Raw genomic sequence first — 18,670 nt, 5'->3', positions numbered from 1 at the left:
AAACTTAAAAAAGGTAAACTATTTACTGGTTAATTAAATGGTTAAATAACCGGTTTAGAAAAACTGTTTAACCGAGAAAAAGAAGTTGAGAAAAAGCTTCATCATTTATTGAAATGAGGGATTTATGAAATTCAGTAAAAAGTATATTGCAGCTGGATCAGCTGTTATCGTATCCTTGAGTCTATGTGCATATGCACTGAACCAGCATCGTTCGCAGGAAAATAAGGACAATAAGCGTGTCTCTTATGTGGATGGTAGCCAGTCAAGTCAGAAAAGTGAAAACTTGACACCAGATCAGGTTAGCCAGAAAGAAGGAATTCAGGCTGAGCAAATTGTCATCAAAATTACAGATCAGGGCTATGTGACGTCACACGGTGACCACTATCATTACTATAATGGGAAAGTTCCTTATGATGCCCTCTTTAGTGAAGAACTTTTGATGAAGGATCCAAACTACCAACTTAAGGATGGAGATATTGTCAATGAGGTCAAGGGTGGTTATATCATCAAGGTCGATGGAAAATATTATGTTTACCTGAAAGATGCAGCTCATGCTGATAATGTTCGAACCAAAGATGAAATCAATCGTCAAAAACAAGAACACGTCAAAGATAATGAGAAGGTCAGTGCTGATGTTGCTGTAGCAAGGTCTCAGGGACGTTATACGACAGATGATGGTTATGTCTTTAATCCAGCTGATATTATCGAAGATACGGGAGATGCTTATATCGTTCCTCACGGAGGTCACTATCACTACATTCCAAAAAGTGATTTGTCTGCTAGTGAGTTAGCTGCTGCTAAAGCTCATCTGGCTGGGAAAAATACGCAACCGAGTCAGTTAAGCTATTCTTCAGCAGCTAGTGACAATAACACGCAATCTGTAGCACAAGGATCAACTAGCAAGCCAGCAAATAAAGCTGAAAATCTCCAGAGTCTTTTGAAGGAACTCTATGATTCACCTAGTGACCAACGTTACAGTGAATCAGACGGTCTGGTTTTTGACCCTGCTAAGATTATCAGCCGTACGCCAAATGGAGTTGCGATTCCGCATGGCGACCATTACCACTTTATTCCTTACAGCAAACTTTCCGCTTTAGAAGAAAAGATTGCTAGAATGGTGCCTATCGGTGGAACTGGTTCTACAAATGAAAAACCTAATGAAGTAGCGTCTAGTCTTGGAAGTCTTTCAAGCAGTCCATCTACTTTGAATAGTGCCTCATTACTTACAAATAAGCCTATCTCTTCAACATCTGATGGTTATATCTTTAATCCTAAAGATATTGTCGAAGAAACAGCCACAGCTTATATTGTAAGACATGGTGATCATTTACATTACATTCCTAAGTCGAATCAAATTGGACAACCGACTCTTCCAAACAATGGTCTAGCAACACCTTCTCCATCTCTTCCAATCAATCCAGGAATTTCACATGAGGAACATGAAGAAGATGGACACGGCTTTGATGCTAATCGTATTATCGCTGAAGATGAATCAGGATTTATCATGACTCATGGTAATCACAATCATTACTTCTTCAAGAAAGATTTGACAGCAGACCAAATTAAGGCAGCGCAAGACCACTTGAAAGGGGCAAATACAGCAACACCAAATCCAGCTCATGATGACGATCACGATGGCGATGAGCATGACCACCATCATGGTGAAGATCACGATCACGGTTTTGATGCCGATCGTGTCATTAGTGAGGATGATCAAGGATTTGTCATGAGTCACGGAGACCACAATCATTACTTCTTCAAGAAGGATTTGACAGCTGATCAAATTAAGGAAGCTCAGGAACATTTGAAAACACATCATGATGCAGAGCCTGTTCAACCACTTGCAAAATCTGTTGAATCATTCTCTAAAGATGCTAGTGATGAAGAAAAAATAGCTTATATTTCTAAGACCTATGGGGTTCCACTTGAAGCTATTAGAATTTCAAAAGGTTTCTTTGTATTTAATAATCCTGACCAAGCCTACGATCCAACTCATATCCATCCCTATGCTGTTCGTAAGGAACACGTTCGACTTCCACTCCAAACTGGAAATCCTGAACTTGATTTCCTAAATGAACTTTATACGACTGCCTTACGTGATCGCGTATCACCTTATCGTTTGCAGGTTGAAAACGGCAGTTTTGTGATCCCTCATGGAGACCACAATCACTACATCAAGGTTCAAACTAAGGGCTATGAAGTAGCCTTGAAAAACAAGATTCCAGCCCTTCAATCTAACTACCAACCTGGAGCTTTTGATGAAAAGGCAGTCTTGGCAAAAGTAGATCAACTTCTAGCTGAAAGTAGAACGATCTATCAAAATCAACCAATCAAACAAAGACAGATTGAGTTAGCCTTAGGACAGTTTACTGAAAATATGAAGAAACTAGCAACTAACTCTACAGCAGGTTATCTTGCGACACTTGATCTCTTTGATAAGCAATATATCCATATTGATGAAAGTGTCAAACCTGTTGAAACAAGTGCTTTAGATAAGAAATATCAGGCCTTGATTGATAAAATCAATACCTTGGATACAGACTCTTATGGGCTTCCTAAGAAAGACCTTCTCGTTCGACTCCAAGAGGCTAAGTTGGCTAAAGATGAGGCTGGTTTAGCAGCGGTTGAATCACAACTTCAAGCTCTTCAAGACTTTAATGATCGTACTGGTGATACAACAGTGGAATACATCAAGTACTTCTATGAGCATGTAAATGATGGTCGTTTAAGTGATGAGCTTCGTAATAAAGTAGCTAATTTGACTTTTACTTTATATCAATCCCAATCCTTCCGTAAGGCTGTGGACTTGAATAAACTGTTCCCAAGCATTTACCAAACAAAACAAGAAGTAGAAGAGGCTTTGAAAAATCAGCCAGCTACTGCAAAAGTAAATGAAACAGTTTTAGATAAAGAAAAAGTTGATAACCAATCTGCTAAGCAAGCGATTTATGAATTTTTGAAAGATCTTTATCCTGATCTTAAAAAAGAAGAGCATGTCAATCATGTTAGCAAGGAAGAAGTAGAAAGCCTCTTGAACAAGGCAACTCAACTCTTGGAGCAAATCCAAGAAGAAGGAATCAGACAATCCTTGGCAGAAGAAGTAGAAAATCTCAAAGCTGCTACAAACAAGGCTGATGCAGACTTGGATGAAGTAAACAGCCAGGTAAAAGATGTCTTGACTCGTATCGCTAGTGCCCTTCAACAAGAAAAGGAAAATGCAGAGCAAGATCCTCAGACACTTGTACTCTATCAAAAACTCTACGATATTCTCATATCGCTTCACTCTTATTTAGAAAGTAATAATGGATCTGATGCGGACTTTGATAAAGTGGATGCATTACTAGATCAACTTTCTGCTAAGAGTAAAGACAAAGCAGCTTTACTTGAATTGACAAAAGCTATTCTAGTTTTGAATCACCAAATCCAGTCAAAAGCTAGCGCAAGTGAAGAAACAAGTCCAGCAAGAAATGCTGAAGCAAATGGTGATAAGACAAGTACCGAAACAGAAACATCAACAGCTACGGAATCTAACAGTGAAACTGCTAGCGACGAAAACAAACCGAGCAACGCAAGAGATTCTAAACCTGCTGAATCAACTTCAGAAAATGAAACAGCATAATCTGCAACAAGTACTGGAAACTAAGAAAAACCAGCAGAATAAAAAGAAAGGCGAAGTAGCTGAGCTACCTCGTCTTTTTAGCCTTTATAAGCTACGATACCAATGATGGTATCAACTGCACGTTCCATAGTCTGAAGGCTAACGTATTCGAAACGACCGTGCATATTCTCGCCACCAGCAAAGATATTAGGGGTTGGGATTCCCATAAAGGAAATCTTAGAGCCGTCTGTCCCTCCACGGATTGGTTCGATAATAGGAGTGATACCTAGATCTTCCATAACGGCTTTAGCAATGGTAATTGGAGTCATATCTTTTTCAATGACTTCTTTCATATTGTAGTACTGGTCTGTCAAGTTGAGAGTGACACGGTCGCTCCCAAGTTCTTGATTCATCTTATCAGCGATAGACTTCATAGTTGCTTTACGCGCTGCAAAGGCATCTTTTTCAAAATCGCGAATGATGTAGCTAGCACTTGCCTCCTCAACGCTACCTGTTACATCCATTAGATGATAGAAACCTTGGTAACCATCCGTTAACTCAGGTCTGTCCTTTTCTGGAAGTTGATTGTGAAAATCAATTGCTAGCTGAAGGGCGTTGACCATCTGACCTTTGGCAGTACCAGGGTGGACATTGCGTCCTTGGAAATGCAATTCAGCCCCAGCTGCTGAAAACGTCTCGTATTGAAGCTCACCTAGTGGGCCACCATCAACTGTGTAGGCAAAATCCACATCAAAATCTTCTGCATCAAATTGATTAGCACCAACACCGATTTCTTCATCTGGACCAAAACCAACACGAATTTCACAGTGTTTGATTTCAGGGTGGGCAGTCAGATATTCAATGGCTGTCATAATTTCAGCAATTCCGGACTTGTCATCAGCCCCTAGCAAGGTTGTTCCATCGGTTGTAATGAGCGTTTGTCCTGGATATTTCTCAAGACTCTTAAAGTCAGCTGGATCGAGTTTGAAACCAGAATTTCCAAGTTCAATCACACCACCATCGTAGTTTTCAATTACCTGTGGATTGACTCCTTCGGCATTAAAATCAGCAGTATCCATGTGGGAGATGAAGCCAATTTTACGTGTTAAAGATGGATCATTGGCTGGCAAGGTACCAATCGCAAAACCATTTGGTAGATAATAAACATTTTGTAATCCAACACGTTTCATTTCAGGAATCAGAACATTGGTTGCGAAGTCAACCTGACTCTGTGTACTTGGAGTAGTAGTAGAGTGTTCATCAGAGCGCGTGTTGACTTTAACGTAGGTTAAGAAGCGGTCCAAGAGATTTGGATAAGTCATAAAAAACTCCTTTTGAATTCATTTTTTCCATTGTATCATAGAAAGAAGAGAAAAACAAAAGATTGTGAATGTTGCTATGTTAGCGTTTACTTATCAGTGGATTCATGATAAAATAAATTTGATAAAAATATCACAAGGAAGCAGTTATGAAAAAAGCAATTTTAATGATGACATTCGGTTCGCCAGAAGAGATTACCTTTGAAGGTGTGGCTGATTTTTTCACAAATATTCGTCGCGGAGTGAGGCCTCAAGACCACGAAATTCAAACTCTCTATGATAATTATGTACGAATTGGGGGCACGCCTCTGCAAAGAATTACTCGTGAAGAAGTTGCCTTGGTAGAAGCTAGACTGGGAAATGAATATAGTGTCTATTTTGCCAATAAATTTTCCAGACCTTTTATTCCAGATGTGATTGGTCAGATGGAAGCATACGGTATTGAACAGTGTATTTGCTTGATTTTGGAGCCTCATTATTCTTTTTACTCTGTCATGGGTTATGAGAAATTTTTAGAAAGCAAACAAATTCAATTTTTGGTCATTAAGGACTGGTATCAGGAAGAAGCGCTCTTAAACTATTGGGCAGATGAAATTGCTAATATTTTAAAAGAAGAAGTAAAGCAGGATAGCTTTAAAGTCATCTTTTCAGCCCATAGTGTGCCCATTTTTGCCTTGGATTTTGGTGACCCTTATATTGACCAAATTTTTGAAAATAGCAAGTTAGTTGCTGAAAAACTAGGTTTGAGTTCCGAACAATATACTAATACTTGGCAAAGTGAGAGTGATATTGGGATTCCATGGATTAAGCCAGATGTATTAGAATATCTCAGAGAACAGACAGAACATCCAGACCATTATATCTTTGTTCCAATCAGCTTTATCAGTGAGCACATTGAGGTCTTGTTTGATAATGATGTGGAATGTTATGACTTGTGTCAAGAATTGGGTGTGAACTACCATCGACCACCAATGCCAAATACGGATTCTCGCTTGATTGATGCCTTGGTCAATACAGTCAGAGCCAATGAACATCAAGAGTTTAAGGAATTTCTCCCAGAAGAAGAGACCTTTGATGAGTTAGTTCCTTCAGACGAGACGAAAAATATTTTGGCTGAATCTCAAGATTTACAAATGCCAGAATTTGTGAAAAAACTGATTGAGAAAAAAGGTCGAGAGAATGTTAAGATGCCTTATCTTATCAAAAAAATGCTTGAGAAAGCAGGTAAATTACCAAAAGAGTAAAGAAAAAGGATTTAGCTTTGTGCTAGATCCTTTTAAACGATTATTTTTTCTCAAGAAGGGCTTTGATTTCTTGAAGTACTTCCAATTCAGTTGGTTTTTTTTCGGCAGTTTTTTCTTCCTTTATGCCAGTCAGCTTCTGTGCTTTTTCAATACCCTTGATAATAAAGAAGAGGGCGGTACCCACAAAGATAAAATTGATAATAGCACTTAAAAAGTTACCATAGCCGACTCCATGCCAAGAAAGTTGAGCGATACGTTCGACTTTAGCAGCTTTCAAAGCGGGATTTAAAATAAGAGGAGTGATAATGTCGTTTACAAGTGAAGTAACGATAGCACCAAAAGCAGAGGCAATGACAACACCGACAGCAAGGTCAATAACATTTCCTCGAAGCAAGAATGATTTTAGATTTTTTAACATACTGTTTTCCTTTCAACGTTTCGTGTTTCATTGTATCCTAAATCATTATAGAAGGCAATTAAAAGGCTCATAAATGGAGCATTATTTTCTAAAAATATAGACCTTGCTCAAGATATAATTGATGATAATAATGAGTATTTGTGCAATTATTGTTTCAATAGCATTTATCTTATCAATGTTTTCATTTACGAATTGCCCTATGATATGAGGGAATTGAGTCACAAACAGAAAAGTAAAGAGCAAATCTAACAGAAAAGTAGAAAGGCGGGCAAGAAAAAATTTCACTAAACGAATAAGCCGATTCTTCCTTGTTTGCTTAAATACAATCGTATCATTTGTGATAAAGGCAAATAAGATACCAATAATATTTGCTAAGGCAGTAGCAAGGAGTTCCTGATGACTTAGTTGATAAATGACTAGTCGTGAGAGAATCGAAACTAGAGTTGTTGCAAGGCCAAAAAAGAGATAGGCTAAGATTTCATTGTTAAAAAATTTTTGAATAGGTTTTTTCATGCTTTAAGTATAGCATAAAGCAGGCTATTGTGCTATACTAGTAAGGTTGAATAAAGCAACCCTTGGTGCTTAGCTTCTTTCACCAAGCATATTACACGCGGATAACCGCCAAAGGAGAAAAGATGAAAAAATTAACTATTCGTGATGTTGCAGACATTGCAATTGTTGCTGCTATTTATGTCGTTTTGACTGTCACACCGCCCCTAAATGCCATTAGCTATGGTGCTTATCAGTTTCGTATTTCAGAAATGATGAACTTTATGGCTTTTTACAATCCTAAGTACATCATCGGAGTTACCATCGGTTGTATGATTGCTAATTTCTTTAGCTTCGGACTGCTAGATGTCTTTGTTGGTGGTGGATCAACCCTAGTATTCCTTAGTTTAGGTGTTTGGCTTTTTGCAAAATATAGTAAGGATTACCTCTTTAACGGATTGATTCGAAAAGATCATTTCTTCTTTTCAATCCTCTTTTCAATTTCCATGTTTACTATCGCTGCAGAGTTAAATATTGTAGCAGAATTACCATTCTTCCTTACTTGGTTTACAACAGGAATCGGTGAATTTGCCTCATTGATTATTGGAGCGATTATTATTGGTAAAATTGGTCGTCGAATCGATTTAAGCAAATAGAACAGGACAAGCTAGGTAGCCTTTACCTGGCTTTTTCTTATAGAAAATTTCTAAGGAAACTTGACAAGTTTTTCTGATTATAGTATACTTTTCAAGTAAGCTGATTTAGCTCAGTTGGCAGAGCGCATCCATGGTAAGGATGAGGTCGCCGGTTCAATCCCGGCAATTAGCATTAAATATACAGTAAAACCCTTGATTGACAAGGGTTTTTGTTATGTCTGCCCCAAATTTTTCAAAGATACTGCTTATGCACCTGTGTAAATAAAACTAAAGAGTTTCGTCTGTTGACAAAAGTCATTCTCTTTAGTAGAATAGTAGATGCGATGAGTCGATAGGTAGTCTTCGGACTACTATTGAGCATAAGGAGGTCATAACGAAGGAGCGGACCTTGATGAGTTGTGTGAACCTGCTCATCACATGAAGATGCCTCTTAGTCCCTGGTCTAACGACTGGGGCTTTTTATTTTCCAAAAAATGATGAAAAAGCTTTGCAATTCATGGAAAAAGTAGTATAATACTTCTATTATAGAAATTTTTAGAAAATTCCGAAAGAGGTTATTTATGGGATATACAGTTGCTGTAGTCGGCGCGACAGGTGCTGTCGGTGCTCAGATGATAAAAATGTTGGAAGAATCAACACTTCCAATTGATAAAATTCGTTTACTTGCTTCTGCACGTTCAGCAGGTAAGACTTTGAAATTTAAAGACCAAGATATTACGATTGAAGAAACGACTGAAACTGCTTTTGAAGGAGTTGATATTGCTCTCTTTTCAGCAGGTGGTTCTACATCAGCTAAGTATGCACCATACGCAGTGAAAGCTGGCGCAGTAGTAGTAGATAATACATCTTACTTCCGTCAAAATCCAGATGTTCCTTTGGTTGTTCCAGAGGTCAATGCTCACGCACTTGATGCCCACAACGGGATTATTGCTTGCCCTAACTGTTCAACAATCCAAATGATGGTGGCTCTTGAGCCAGTTCGCCAAAAATGGGGCTTGGACCGTATCATTGTTTCAACTTATCAAGCCGTTTCAGGTGCTGGTATGGGAGCAATTCTTGAGACACAACGTGAGCTTCGTGAGGTCTTGAATGACGGAGTGAAACCACGTGATTTGCATGCCGAAATCTTGCCTTCAGGTGGTGACAAGAAACACTATCCTATCGCCTTTAACGCTCTTCCACAAATCGATGTCTTCACTGACAATGATTACACATACGAAGAGATGAAGATGACCAAGGAAACTAAGAAAATCATGGAAGATGATAGCATTGCAGTATCTGCAACATGTGTGCGTATTCCAGTCTTGTCAGCTCACTCTGAGTCTGTTTACATCGAAACAAAAGAAGTGGCTCCAATAGAAGAAGTCAAAGCAGCTATCGCAGCCTTCCCAGGCGCTGTTCTTGAAGATGATGTAGCTCATCAAATCTATCCGCAAGCCATCAATGCAGTTGGTTCACGTGATACCTTTGTTGGTCGTATCCGTAAAGACTTGGATGCAGAAAAAGGAATTCACATGTGGGTTGTTTCAGATAACCTTCTCAAAGGTGCTGCTTGGAACTCAGTTCAGATTGCTGAAACTTTGCACGAACGTGGATTGGTTCGTCCAACAGCTGAATTGAAATTTGAATTAAAATAGTCATATAATTTAGGAGTTCAGATGAACTCCTTCTTTGAAATAGAGAGGTGTTTTCATGTCTTATAAAGATTTAAAAGAGTGTAAAATCATCACAGCCTTTATTACCCCCTTTCACGAGGATGGTTCCATCAACTTTGATGCTATTCCAGCCTTGATTGAGCATTTGTTGGCGCATCATACTGACGGAATTCTTCTTGCAGGGACCACTGCTGAGAGTCCAACCTTGACCCACGATGAGGAGTTGGAACTGTTTGCGGCTGTACAAAAGATTGTCAATGGACGAGTTCCTTTGATTGCGGGTGTAGGTACCAATGATACGCGTGACTCTATCGAGTTTGTCAAAGAAGTAGCAGAATTTGGTGGCTTTGCTGCTGGACTTGCAATCGTCCCTTACTACAATAAACCTTCTCAAGAAGGAATGTACCAGCACTTTAAAGCTATTGCAGACGCTTCTGACTTACCTATTATCATTTATAATATTCCAGGTCGTGTGGTTGTGGAATTGACTCCAGAAACCATGCTTCGCTTGGCTGACCATCCAAATATCATTGGTGTTAAGGAATGTACCAGTCTTGCCAATATGGCTTACTTGATTGAGCATAAGCCAGAAGAGTTCTTGGTCTATACAGGTGAAGATGGAGATGCTTTCCATGCCATGAACCTTGGTGCGGATGGGGTTATCTCTGTTGCCTCTCATACAAATGGGGATGAAATGCACGAGATGTTTACTGCCATTGCAGAAAGCGATATGAAGAAAGCCGCAGCTATTCAACGTAAATTCATTCCTAAGGTCAATGCCCTCTTCTCTTATCCAAGTCCTGCTCCAGTTAAGGCAGTTTTGAACTACATGGGATTTGAAGCTGGACCAACTCGTCTACCTCTTGTTCCAGCACCAGAAGAAGATGCTAAACGCATTATCAAGGTTGTCGTAGATGGCGACTACGAAGCAACCAAGGCAACTGTAACAGGGGTTTTAAGACCAGATTACTAATAAGACAATAAAATCCATGACCGCAAGAACGATCATGGATTTTTCTTATTTTCCTAAACAGAATTGGCTAAAGAGTTGGGTGATGAGTTCATCAGGAGCAGCATCCCCAGTAATTTCTCCGAGGATTTCCCAAGTACGAGTCAAATCAACTTGAAGTAAATCAACTGGCATCCCCAGTTCAAGACCTTCGTTTACAGCTTGTAGGCTTTCAACTGCTTTCTCAATTAAGGAAATGTGACGGGCATTTGACAAGTAGGTAGCATCTTGCTCAACTAAGCCAGCATTTTCAAAGAAGAGGTTGTTAATTCTCTCTTCAATCTTATCGATATTTTGGTTTTTAAGGACTGAAATACGAATAACGTCTTCAGGTAGTTCCGAAGCTTCAATCGCTTCTGGCAGGTCGGTTTTATTAAGAAGAATAATACGGTTTGTATCTTGGCTAATCTCAAGAAGTTGTTGGTCTTGGGCGGTTAGTGGTTCACTGGCATTTAGCACCAGTAGAACCAAGTCGGCTTCCTTGAGGGCTTTTTTCGAACGCTCAACACCTATTTGTTCCACGATGTCATCCGTTTCACGGATACCGGCTGTATCAATCAATTTGAGAGGGACACCGTTGATGTTGACGTATTCTTCAATGACATCTCGAGTAGTACCAGCAATATCTGTAACGATAGCCTTGTCCTCACGCAAGAGGTTGTTGAGGAGGCTAGATTTCCCAACGTTTGGGCGTCCGATAATAGCAGTGGAAATTCCTTCACGGAGGATTTTACCGCGGCGGGCTGTCTTAAGGAGATTGGTTAGCAATTGCTCAAACTCCATAGTCTTCTCACGGACAACAGCAGTAGTGGCTTCCTCAACATCGTCATACTCAGGATAGTCAATATTAACCTCGACTTGGGCAAGCGTATTGAGGATTTCTTGACGGGTATTATTGATAAGATCAGAAAGGGAGCCGTCTAATTGCTTAACTGCAATGTTCATGGCCTTGTCTGTCTTAGCACGGATGATGTCCATAACGGCTTCAGCCTGAGTCAAGTCCACACGTCCATTTAGGAAGGCACGTTTAGTAAATTCACCAGGTTCAGCCAATCGAGCTCCTTCACGGATAGCTAGCTGGAGAATCTCATTGGTCACCGCAATCCCACCGTGGGTGTTGATTTCGATAATATCCTCACGAGTGAAGGTTTTTGGAGATTTCATGGCTCCAACCATGACTTCGTCCATGACTTTACCAGTCAGAGGATCAACGATGTGACCGTAGTTAAGGGTATGGCTAGCAACCTGACTCAAGTCTTTTCCTTTAAAAATCTTTTGCGCAATAGCAAAACTGTCTGTTCCGCTCAAGCGGACAATACCAATAGCCCCTTTACCTAGTGGAGTAGAGATAGCAGCGATGGTATCAAATTCACGTGTAATCATAATGTTTCCTTTAATAAATAGCTCTTTTCTTAGAAATTTTTCCAAGTATCCTTTCAAATTGTAACAAATTTAGGCTATTTCTTCAATGGATGTTACTTGGAGATTGAAAAAGCCTAAGCAATTCTGCTTAAGCTAGCTTATTTGGTGCGCATTTCCCCTTGTGGGAAGTAAGTTCCTTCTGGCATATCGTTGATGATGACATGGACAGCAGATTGAGGGGCTCCAGTGTTGCGAACAACCGCTTCCGTTACTTCCTTAGCAAGAGCTTTCTTTTGCTCGAGCGTGCGTCCTTCAAATAAATCGATGCGTACAAATGGCATAATAGCTTCCTCCACTAGTTTTTGATTTCTTCTATTTTACCACATTTTGCCGTTTAAAGCTTAAGAAAATTATGATATACTAGAATGTAGCAAAAATTTAGAAATGGACGTGAAGCAAGAAACATGGCACAGTTGTATTATCGTTATGGGACCATGAACTCTGGTAAGACGATTGAGATTCTCAAGGTGGCCTATAACTATGAGGAGCAAGGAAAAGGTGTTGTGATTATGACCTCGGCTCTGGATACGCGTGACGGTGTTGGCTATGTGTCGAGTCGAATCGGTATGAAACGCCCTGCCCTTGCGATTGAGGAGACGACGGATATCTTTGGCTATATCCGAGATTTACCAGAAAAACCTTACTGTGTGTTGGTCGATGAAGCCCAGTTTCTCAAGCGTCACCATGTTTACGATCTAGCTCGTGTTGTTGATGAGTTAGACATACCTGTCATGGCTTTTGGCTTGAAAAATGACTTTCGCAATGAACTGTTCGAAGGTTCCAAGTATCTCTTGCTCTTAGCAGACAAGATTGACGAAATCAAGACCATCTGTCAGTATTGTAAGAAAAAGGCGACTATGGTTTTGCGAACACAGGATGGACTGCCCGTTTATGACGGTGAGCAGATCCAGATTGGTGGTAATGAAACCTATATCTCGGTTTGCCGTAAACATTATTTTGCCCCTGAAATCAATAAGGAGAATGAAGAAAAATGAACATCTATGATCAACTACAAGCTGTAGAAGACCGTTATGAAGAATTAGGAGAGTTGCTCAGTGACCCAGATGTCGTCTCAGACACCAAGCGTTTCATGGAGCTTTCCAAAGAAGAGGCTTCTACTCGTGATACGGTAACAGCCTACCGTGAGTACAAACAAGTCCTTCAAAACATCGTTGATGCTGAGGAGATGATTAAGGAATCAGGTGGCGATGCGGACTTGGAAGAAATGGCCAAGCAAGAACTCAAAGATGCCAAGGCTGAAAAAGAAGAATACGAAGAAAAACTGAAAATCTTGCTCCTTCCTAAAGATCCAAACGATGACAAGAATATCATCCTTGAAATCCGTGGCGCGGCTGGTGGTGACGAAGCAGCACTTTTCGCTGGAGATTTGCTAACCATGTACCAAAAGTATGCGGAAGCCCAAGGCTGGCGCTTTGAAGTTATGGAAGCCTCTATAAACGGTGTCGGTGGTTTCAAAGAAGTGGTTGCTATGGTTTCTGGTCAGTCTGTATACTCTAAACTCAAGTACGAATCAGGTGCTCACCGTGTGCAACGTGTCCCTGTGACAGAAAGCCAAGGCCGTGTTCATACTTCGACAGCGACAGTTCTTATTATGCCAGAAGTGGAAGAGGTTGAATACGACATTGATCCAAAAGACCTTCGTGTCGACATCTATCATGCCTCTGGTGCTGGTGGACAGAACGTCAATAAGGTTGCGACTGCCGTTCGTATCGTTCACTTGCCAACCAATATCAAGGTTGAGATGCAGGAAGAACGTACCCAGCAGAAGAACCGTGAGAAAGCCATGAAAATCATTCGTGCGCGTGTTGCTGACCACTTTGCTCAGATTGCACAAGACGAACAAGACGCTGAGCGTAAGTCAACAATCGGTACTGGTGACCGTTCAGAACGGATTCGTACTTATAACTTCCCACAAAACCGTGTCACAGACCACCGTATCGGCTTGACTCTCCAAAAACTAGATACGATTTTGTCTGGTAAATTGGATGAGGTTGTGGATGCCTTGGTGCTCTATGACCAAACACAAAAATTAGAAGAATTAAACAAATAATGAAATTAGCTCAATTATTTTCAGATTTTGAAGAAGAGTTGATAAGACAAGGAGAGGAAGCTGAAAGCCTCTCTTTTGTCTATCGTAGCCTGAAAAATCTATCTTTTACGGACTTTGTTTTTGCCCTCCAGCAGGAAGTGACGGAAGAGGAAGAAGTATTTGTAAAAGGAATTTTCCAACAGTTAGCAGCTCATAAACCGGCACAGTACATCATTGGACAGGTAGATTTTTATGGATTGCAGTTAAAAGTTGATGAGCGAGTATTGATCCCTCGTCCAGAAACAGAGGAGTTGGTGGAGCTTATCCTGGCTGAAAATCCTGAGACGAATCTTTCAGTTCTGGATATTGGAACAGGTAGTGGAGCTATTGCTCTCGCTCTAGCAAAAAACAGACCAGATTGGTCAGTGACAGCAGCAGATATTTCCCAAGATGCTTTAGATTTAGCTAACGAAAATGCTAAAAATCAAAATCTTCAAATATTTTTAAAAAAATCTGACTGTTTTACAGAAATTTCTGAAAAATATGATATAATTGTTTCCAATCCACCCTATATCTCTCGTAAAGATGCGTCAGAGGTCGGCTTGAATGTCTTGCATTCGGAGCCTCATCTAGCTCTCTTTGCAGACGAGGATGGCCTAGCTATTTACCGTAGAATTGCGGAAGATGCAAAAGACTATCTCAAAGATGGTGGTAAGATTTACCTTGAAATTGGATACAAGCAAGGTCAAAGTGTTCCTGAACTTTTTAGGAAACATCTTCCTGAACAGCGAGTTCGAACACTCAAGGACCAATTTGGTCAAGATAGGATGGTCGTGATTGATGATGGACAGGATTAGACAAGAGTTGGAAAATGGTGGAGCTGTCGTTCTACCTACAGAGACAGTTTACGGTCTTTTTGCCAAGGCTCTAGACGAAAAAGCAGTTAATCATGTATACCAGATTAAACGTCGTCCCAGAGATAAGGCACTTAATCTCAATGTTGCCTCTTTAGAGGATATCTTGCACTTTTCAAAGAATCAGCCAACTTATCTACAAAAGCTTGTCGAGACCTTTTTACCGGGTCCCTTGACCATTATTCTCGAAGCCAATGACCGAGTTCCCTATTGGGTCAATTCTGGTCTTGAAACTGTGGGATTTCGGATGCCCAGTCATCCTATCACGCTGGATTTGATTAGAGAGACGGGGCCCTTGATTGGACCGTCTGCCAATATCTCAGGTCAGGCAAGTGGGGTAACCTTTGAACAAATTCTGAAGGATTTTGACCAAGAGGTGCTGGGTCTGGAAGACGATGCTTTTCTAACTGGACAAGATTCGACTATTATAGATTTGTCTGGAGACAAGGTGAAAATCATACGCCAAGGGGCGATTAAGCGAGAAGATATTCTTACTCGGTTGCCAGAGATTTCTTTTGAGGAGGAATGAGATGCTCAGAAATTTAAGAGAAACTGATGTGAAAGCTATATGTGATATCAACCAAGAGGCTTTGGGCTATTCTTTTAGTTCAGAGGAAACGGCTAGCCAACTAGCTAAACTGTCTCAGGATTTACATCATTTCTTACTTGCTTATGAGAATGAAGCTAGTCATGCCTTGCTTGGATATGTCCACGCTGAGGTCTATGAATCACTTTATTCTAAAGCAGGATTTAATATTTTAGCCTTAGCAGTTTCACCTCGAGCGCAAGGTCAAGGTATTGGTAAAAGCTTATTACAAGGGTTGGATCAAGAAGCAAAAAGACGTGGTTATGGGTTTATCCGCTTAAACTCTGCCGATCATCGTCTGGGTGCTCATGCATTTTATGAAAAAGTTGGTTATACTTGTGATAAAATGCAGAAACGGTTTATTCGCATCTTTTAGTTTGATTTTCTAATAAGAAAATTAAACTAATGGACTAGTCACACAATAAAGGAGAAGACCTATGATTTTTGACAAAGATGATTTTAAAGCATATGATGCTGATCTCTGGAATGCTATTGCCAAAGAAGAAGAACGACAACAAAACAACATTGAGTTGATTGCTTCGGAAAACGTAGTTTCCAAGGCTGTTATGGCAGCTCAAGGGTCTATCTTGACGAATAAATACGCCGAAGGTTACCCAGGACGCCGTTATTATGGTGGAACTGATGTGGTAGACGTGGTAGAGACTCTAGCCATTGAACGCGCAAAAGAAATTTTCGGCGCTAAATTCGCTAATGTCCAACCTCACTCTGGAAGCCAAGCCAACTGTGCGGCTTACATGGCCTTGATTGAGCCAGGTGATACCGTTATGGGGATGGATTTGGCAGCAGGTGGTCACTTGACCCACGGAGCTCCAGTTAGCTTCTCAGGTCAAACCTACAACTTTGTTTCTTACAGTGTTGACCCTGAAACGGAACTCTTGGATTTTGATGCTATCTTGAAACAAGCCCAAGAAGTAAAACCAAAATTGATCGTAGCAGGTGCTTCAGCCTATTCTCAAATTATCGACTTTTCAAAATTCCGTGAAATTGCGGACGCTGTTGGGGCTAAACTCATGGTAGATATGGCTCATATCGCTGGTTTGGTTGCTGCTGGTCTACATCCTAGCCCAGTGCCATACGCTCACATCACGACAACAACGACCCACAAAACCCTTCGTGGACCTCGTGGTGGTTTGATTTTGACCAATGATGAAGACTTAGCTAAGAAAATCAATTCAGCTATTTTCCCTGGTATTCAGGGTGGTCCTTTGGAGCACGTTGTGGCGGCTAAAGCTGTTTCTTTCAAAGAAGTCTTAGATCCAGCTTTCAAGGAATATGCTACCAATGTCATCAAGAACAGCAAGGCTATGGTAGATGTCTTCTTGCAAGATTCTGATTTCCGTATCATTTCTGGCGGGACTGAAAACCATCTCTTCCTAGTGGATGTGACTAAAGTTGTAGAAAATGGAAAAGTTGCTCAAAACTTGCTGGATGAAGTCAATATTACCCTAAATAAAAACTCAATTCCTTACGAAACCTTGTCCCCATTCAAGACAAGTGGGATTCGTATCGGATCTGCAGCCATCACTGCACGTGGATTTGGTGAAGAAGAAAGTCGCAAAGTGGCTGAATTGATCATTAAAACCCTTAAGAATGCAGGAAATGAGGCTGTATTAGAAGAAGTGAGAAGTGCAGTCAAAGAATTGACAGATGCCTTCCCATTATACGAGGACTAAAACTTTTATGGACATTTATATTAAGAAAGCCATTATTCACCAGTTCAGTCCGGCTGATACCGAGCTGTTTCTAGCGGATAAGCTTCTCAATATTACTCCAAAAATCGAAGAATACCTGCGTAAAAAAATTGAACGTGTGTATTCAGATGAAGCCAAGACTGGGATTTTCGAGGAAGAAAATCCCTTCTTCAATCATATCACAGACGATTTGTTGGAGACATCAGTAGCACTAGCTAATCTCTGGAAAGAGGAGTTCAGCATTTCAGAAAATCTCAAGACCAATGACTTGATTTTTGCGCAATTTTCTAAAGAAGGTGTAGAACATTTTGCTTTCTTGCGAATTGCCCTGCGGGAGACCTTGACCCACCTCGGTGGAGAAGTTGATAATCCAATCAAGCTAACTCAGAATAACCTGCCTGGATTTGGGACGGGTGCTGACGAGGCCTTGGTGGTCAATCTTCAGAGTCGCAAGTACCACCTGATTGAAAAACGAATCAAGTACAACGGGACTTTTTTGAATTACTTTTCAGATAATCTTCTTGCTGTCGCCCCTAAGATTTCTCCTAAGAAATCTATCAAAGAACTGGAAAAAACGGCCCAGAGAATTGCTGAGACTTTTAACACAGATGACTTTCAATTTCAATCCAAGGTCAAATCAGCGATTTTCAACAATCTAGAAGAAAGCAATGAATTGTCACCTGAGAAATTGGCTAACGACCTTTTTGATAATAATCTGACGGCTCGTTTGAGCTTTATTGATCAAGTCAAGGAAGCTGTACCAGAGCCTGTTCAATTTGATGAAATTGATGCCAGTCGCCAGTTAAAGAAATTTGAAAATCAAAAACTCTCCTTGTCAAATGGAATTGAGCTCATCGTTCCCAATAACGTCTATCAAGACGCCGAGTCTGTTGAGTTTATCCAAAACGACAATGGAACTTACTCTATCTTAATCAAAAATATCGAGGATATCCAAAGTAAATAATGTTTAAACGAATTCGAAGAGTGCTTGTACTAGCAGTCTTCCTTTTTGCTGGCTACAAAGCTTACCGCGTTCATCAAGATGTCAAGCAAGTCATGACCTATCAACCCATGGTGCGAGAAATCTTGAGTGAAAAAGACACCCCAGCAAACGAAGAGCTTGTGCTCGCTATGATTTATACCGAAACAAAAGGAAAAGAAGGCGATGTTATGCAGTCTAGTGAGTCTGCAAGTGGTTCCACCAACACCATCAATGATAATGCCTCTAGCATTCGGCAAGGCGTTCAAACTCTGACAGACAATCTCTATCTAGCCCAGAAGCAGGGGGTAGATGTCTGGACAGCTGTTCAAGCCTATAATTTTGGTCCTGCCTATATCGATTTTATCGCACAAAATGGCAAGGAAAATACCTTGGCTCTGGCCAAACAGTACTCTCGTGAGACTGTTGCCCCCTTGCTTGGCAATACCACTGGAAAGACTTATAGTTATATTCACCCCATTTCCATTTTTCATGGAGCCGAACTCTATGTAAATGGAGGAAACTATTATTATTCTAGACAGGTGCAACTCAACCTTTACATCATCAAATGTTTCACTCTCTTTTCAACATCTGGCTAATCCAGGTGTTTTTGTTATAA

The 18,670-nt window shown here is 40.4% G+C and carries 18 protein-coding genes, 1 tRNA gene and 1 riboswitch; of the genes, 14 read left to right on the top strand and 5 right to left on the bottom strand.

Annotated features, from left to right (window positions below; translation table 11 throughout):
* Nucleotides 1–124 precede the first annotated feature (124 nt).
* On the top strand, nt 125–3,619 hold the full coding sequence (locus HT698_RS10445) for a pneumococcal-type histidine triad protein (RefSeq protein ID WP_173218337.1): 3,495 nt from the start codon (nt 125–127) through the stop codon (nt 3,617–3,619).
* 77 nt (nt 3,620–3,696) lie between these two features.
* Here HT698_RS10445 and pepT read toward each other — a convergent pair whose 3' ends face one another.
* Complete coding sequence (pepT, locus tag HT698_RS00840; RefSeq protein ID WP_166736673.1) at nt 3,697–4,920, bottom strand: peptidase T; 1,224 nt, start codon at nt 4,918–4,920, stop codon at nt 3,697–3,699.
* A 146-nt stretch (nt 4,921–5,066) separates the two neighbouring features.
* On the opposite strand from pepT, the gene hemH reads away from it, so the two are divergent.
* Nucleotides 5,067–6,161 (top strand): ferrochelatase, encoded by a 1,095-nt coding sequence (hemH, locus tag HT698_RS00835; protein ID WP_166736674.1) that lies wholly within the window; start codon nt 5,067–5,069, stop codon nt 6,159–6,161.
* Nucleotides 6,162–6,201: 40 nt separating this feature from the next.
* On the opposite strand, the gene mscL is transcribed toward hemH, so the two are convergent.
* Together mscL and HT698_RS00825 are read right to left on the bottom strand one after the other, a co-directional pair.
* Nucleotides 6,202–6,579: a large conductance mechanosensitive channel protein MscL gene (gene mscL / locus HT698_RS00830; RefSeq protein WP_000916790.1), complete on the bottom strand. Its 378-nt coding sequence runs from the start codon at nt 6,577–6,579 to the stop codon at nt 6,202–6,204.
* 81 nt (nt 6,580–6,660) lie between these two features.
* Nucleotides 6,661–7,092, bottom strand: a complete 432-nt coding sequence (locus tag HT698_RS00825) for a GtrA family protein (protein ID WP_173218339.1) — start codon at nt 7,090–7,092, stop codon at nt 6,661–6,663.
* A 28-nt stretch (nt 7,093–7,120) separates the two neighbouring features.
* Nucleotides 7,121–7,217, top strand: a riboswitch (PreQ1 riboswitch).
* Between HT698_RS00825 and HT698_RS00820 the strand changes: the two genes are divergently transcribed.
* From HT698_RS00820 to dapA, 4 genes are all read left to right on the top strand, one after another.
* Nucleotides 7,215–7,724: a QueT transporter family protein gene (locus tag HT698_RS00820; RefSeq protein ID WP_000737071.1), complete on the top strand. Its 510-nt coding sequence runs from the start codon at nt 7,215–7,217 to the stop codon at nt 7,722–7,724. It overlaps the preceding riboswitch by 3 nt.
* A 99-nt stretch (nt 7,725–7,823) precedes the next feature.
* Nucleotides 7,824–7,896, top strand: a tRNA-Thr gene (locus HT698_RS00815).
* Between the two features lie 388 nt (nt 7,897–8,284).
* The gene (locus HT698_RS00810; RefSeq protein ID WP_000542462.1) at nt 8,285–9,361 is read left to right on the top strand and encodes an aspartate-semialdehyde dehydrogenase; all 1,077 of its coding nucleotides are present in this window, start codon (nt 8,285–8,287) and stop codon (nt 9,359–9,361) included.
* 55 nt (nt 9,362–9,416) lie between these two features.
* The gene (gene dapA, locus HT698_RS00805) at nt 9,417–10,352 is read left to right on the top strand and encodes a 4-hydroxy-tetrahydrodipicolinate synthase (protein WP_112443646.1); all 936 of its coding nucleotides are present in this window, start codon (nt 9,417–9,419) and stop codon (nt 10,350–10,352) included.
* Between the two features lie 45 nt (nt 10,353–10,397).
* On the opposite strand, the gene mnmE is transcribed toward dapA, so the two are convergent.
* Entirely contained in the window at nt 10,398–11,771 is a 1,374-nt protein-coding gene (mnmE, locus tag HT698_RS00800; protein WP_173218341.1) for a tRNA uridine-5-carboxymethylaminomethyl(34) synthesis GTPase MnmE, read from the bottom strand.
* A 137-nt stretch (nt 11,772–11,908) separates the two neighbouring features.
* A complete protein-coding gene (locus HT698_RS00795) occupies nt 11,909–12,091 on the bottom strand; it encodes a 4-oxalocrotonate tautomerase (protein ID WP_001117401.1) in 183 nt (60 codons plus the stop codon).
* Nucleotides 12,092–12,214: 123 nt separating this feature from the next.
* Here HT698_RS00795 and HT698_RS00790 point away from each other — a divergent pair, with 123 nt between their 5' ends.
* From HT698_RS00790 to pmp23, 8 genes are all read left to right on the top strand, one after another.
* Nucleotides 12,215–12,805, top strand: coding sequence for a thymidine kinase (locus HT698_RS00790; RefSeq protein ID WP_000068143.1), 591 nt, complete (start codon nt 12,215–12,217; stop codon nt 12,803–12,805).
* Complete coding sequence (gene prfA, locus HT698_RS00785; RefSeq protein WP_173218343.1) at nt 12,802–13,881, top strand: peptide chain release factor 1; 1,080 nt, start codon at nt 12,802–12,804, stop codon at nt 13,879–13,881. Before HT698_RS00790 ends, prfA begins: the two co-directional genes overlap by 4 nt.
* The gene (gene prmC, locus HT698_RS00780) at nt 13,881–14,717 is read left to right on the top strand and encodes a peptide chain release factor N(5)-glutamine methyltransferase (RefSeq protein ID WP_173218345.1); all 837 of its coding nucleotides are present in this window, start codon (nt 13,881–13,883) and stop codon (nt 14,715–14,717) included. The genes prfA and prmC overlap by 1 nt, the downstream gene beginning before the upstream one ends.
* Nucleotides 14,701–15,303, top strand: a complete 603-nt coding sequence (locus tag HT698_RS00775) for an L-threonylcarbamoyladenylate synthase (protein WP_173218347.1) — start codon at nt 14,701–14,703, stop codon at nt 15,301–15,303. The genes prmC and HT698_RS00775 overlap by 17 nt, the downstream gene beginning before the upstream one ends.
* A gap of 1 nt (nt 15,304) precedes the next feature.
* The gene (locus HT698_RS00770; protein WP_173218350.1) at nt 15,305–15,736 is read left to right on the top strand and encodes a GNAT family N-acetyltransferase; all 432 of its coding nucleotides are present in this window, start codon (nt 15,305–15,307) and stop codon (nt 15,734–15,736) included.
* Nucleotides 15,737–15,797: 61 nt separating this feature from the next.
* Complete coding sequence (glyA, locus tag HT698_RS00765) at nt 15,798–17,054, top strand: serine hydroxymethyltransferase (protein ID WP_173218352.1); 1,257 nt, start codon at nt 15,798–15,800, stop codon at nt 17,052–17,054.
* 7 nt (nt 17,055–17,061) lie between these two features.
* Nucleotides 17,062–18,036 carry a nucleoid-associated protein gene (locus tag HT698_RS00760; protein WP_173218354.1) on the top strand — a complete coding sequence of 325 codons (975 nt, stop codon included), beginning with the start codon at nt 17,062–17,064 and terminating at the stop codon, nt 18,034–18,036.
* Complete coding sequence (gene pmp23 / locus HT698_RS00755) at nt 18,036–18,650, top strand: cell wall hydrolase Pmp23 (RefSeq protein ID WP_004254352.1); 615 nt, start codon at nt 18,036–18,038, stop codon at nt 18,648–18,650. The genes HT698_RS00760 and pmp23 overlap by 1 nt, the downstream gene beginning before the upstream one ends.
* Nucleotides 18,651–18,670 lie beyond the last annotated feature (20 nt).

The sequence above is a fragment of the Streptococcus sp. 3109 genome, from assembly GCF_013276905.1.
Classification (GTDB): Bacteria; Bacillota; Bacilli; order Lactobacillales; family Streptococcaceae; genus Streptococcus.
This window is presented reverse-complemented; position numbering and strand designations above follow the sequence as displayed.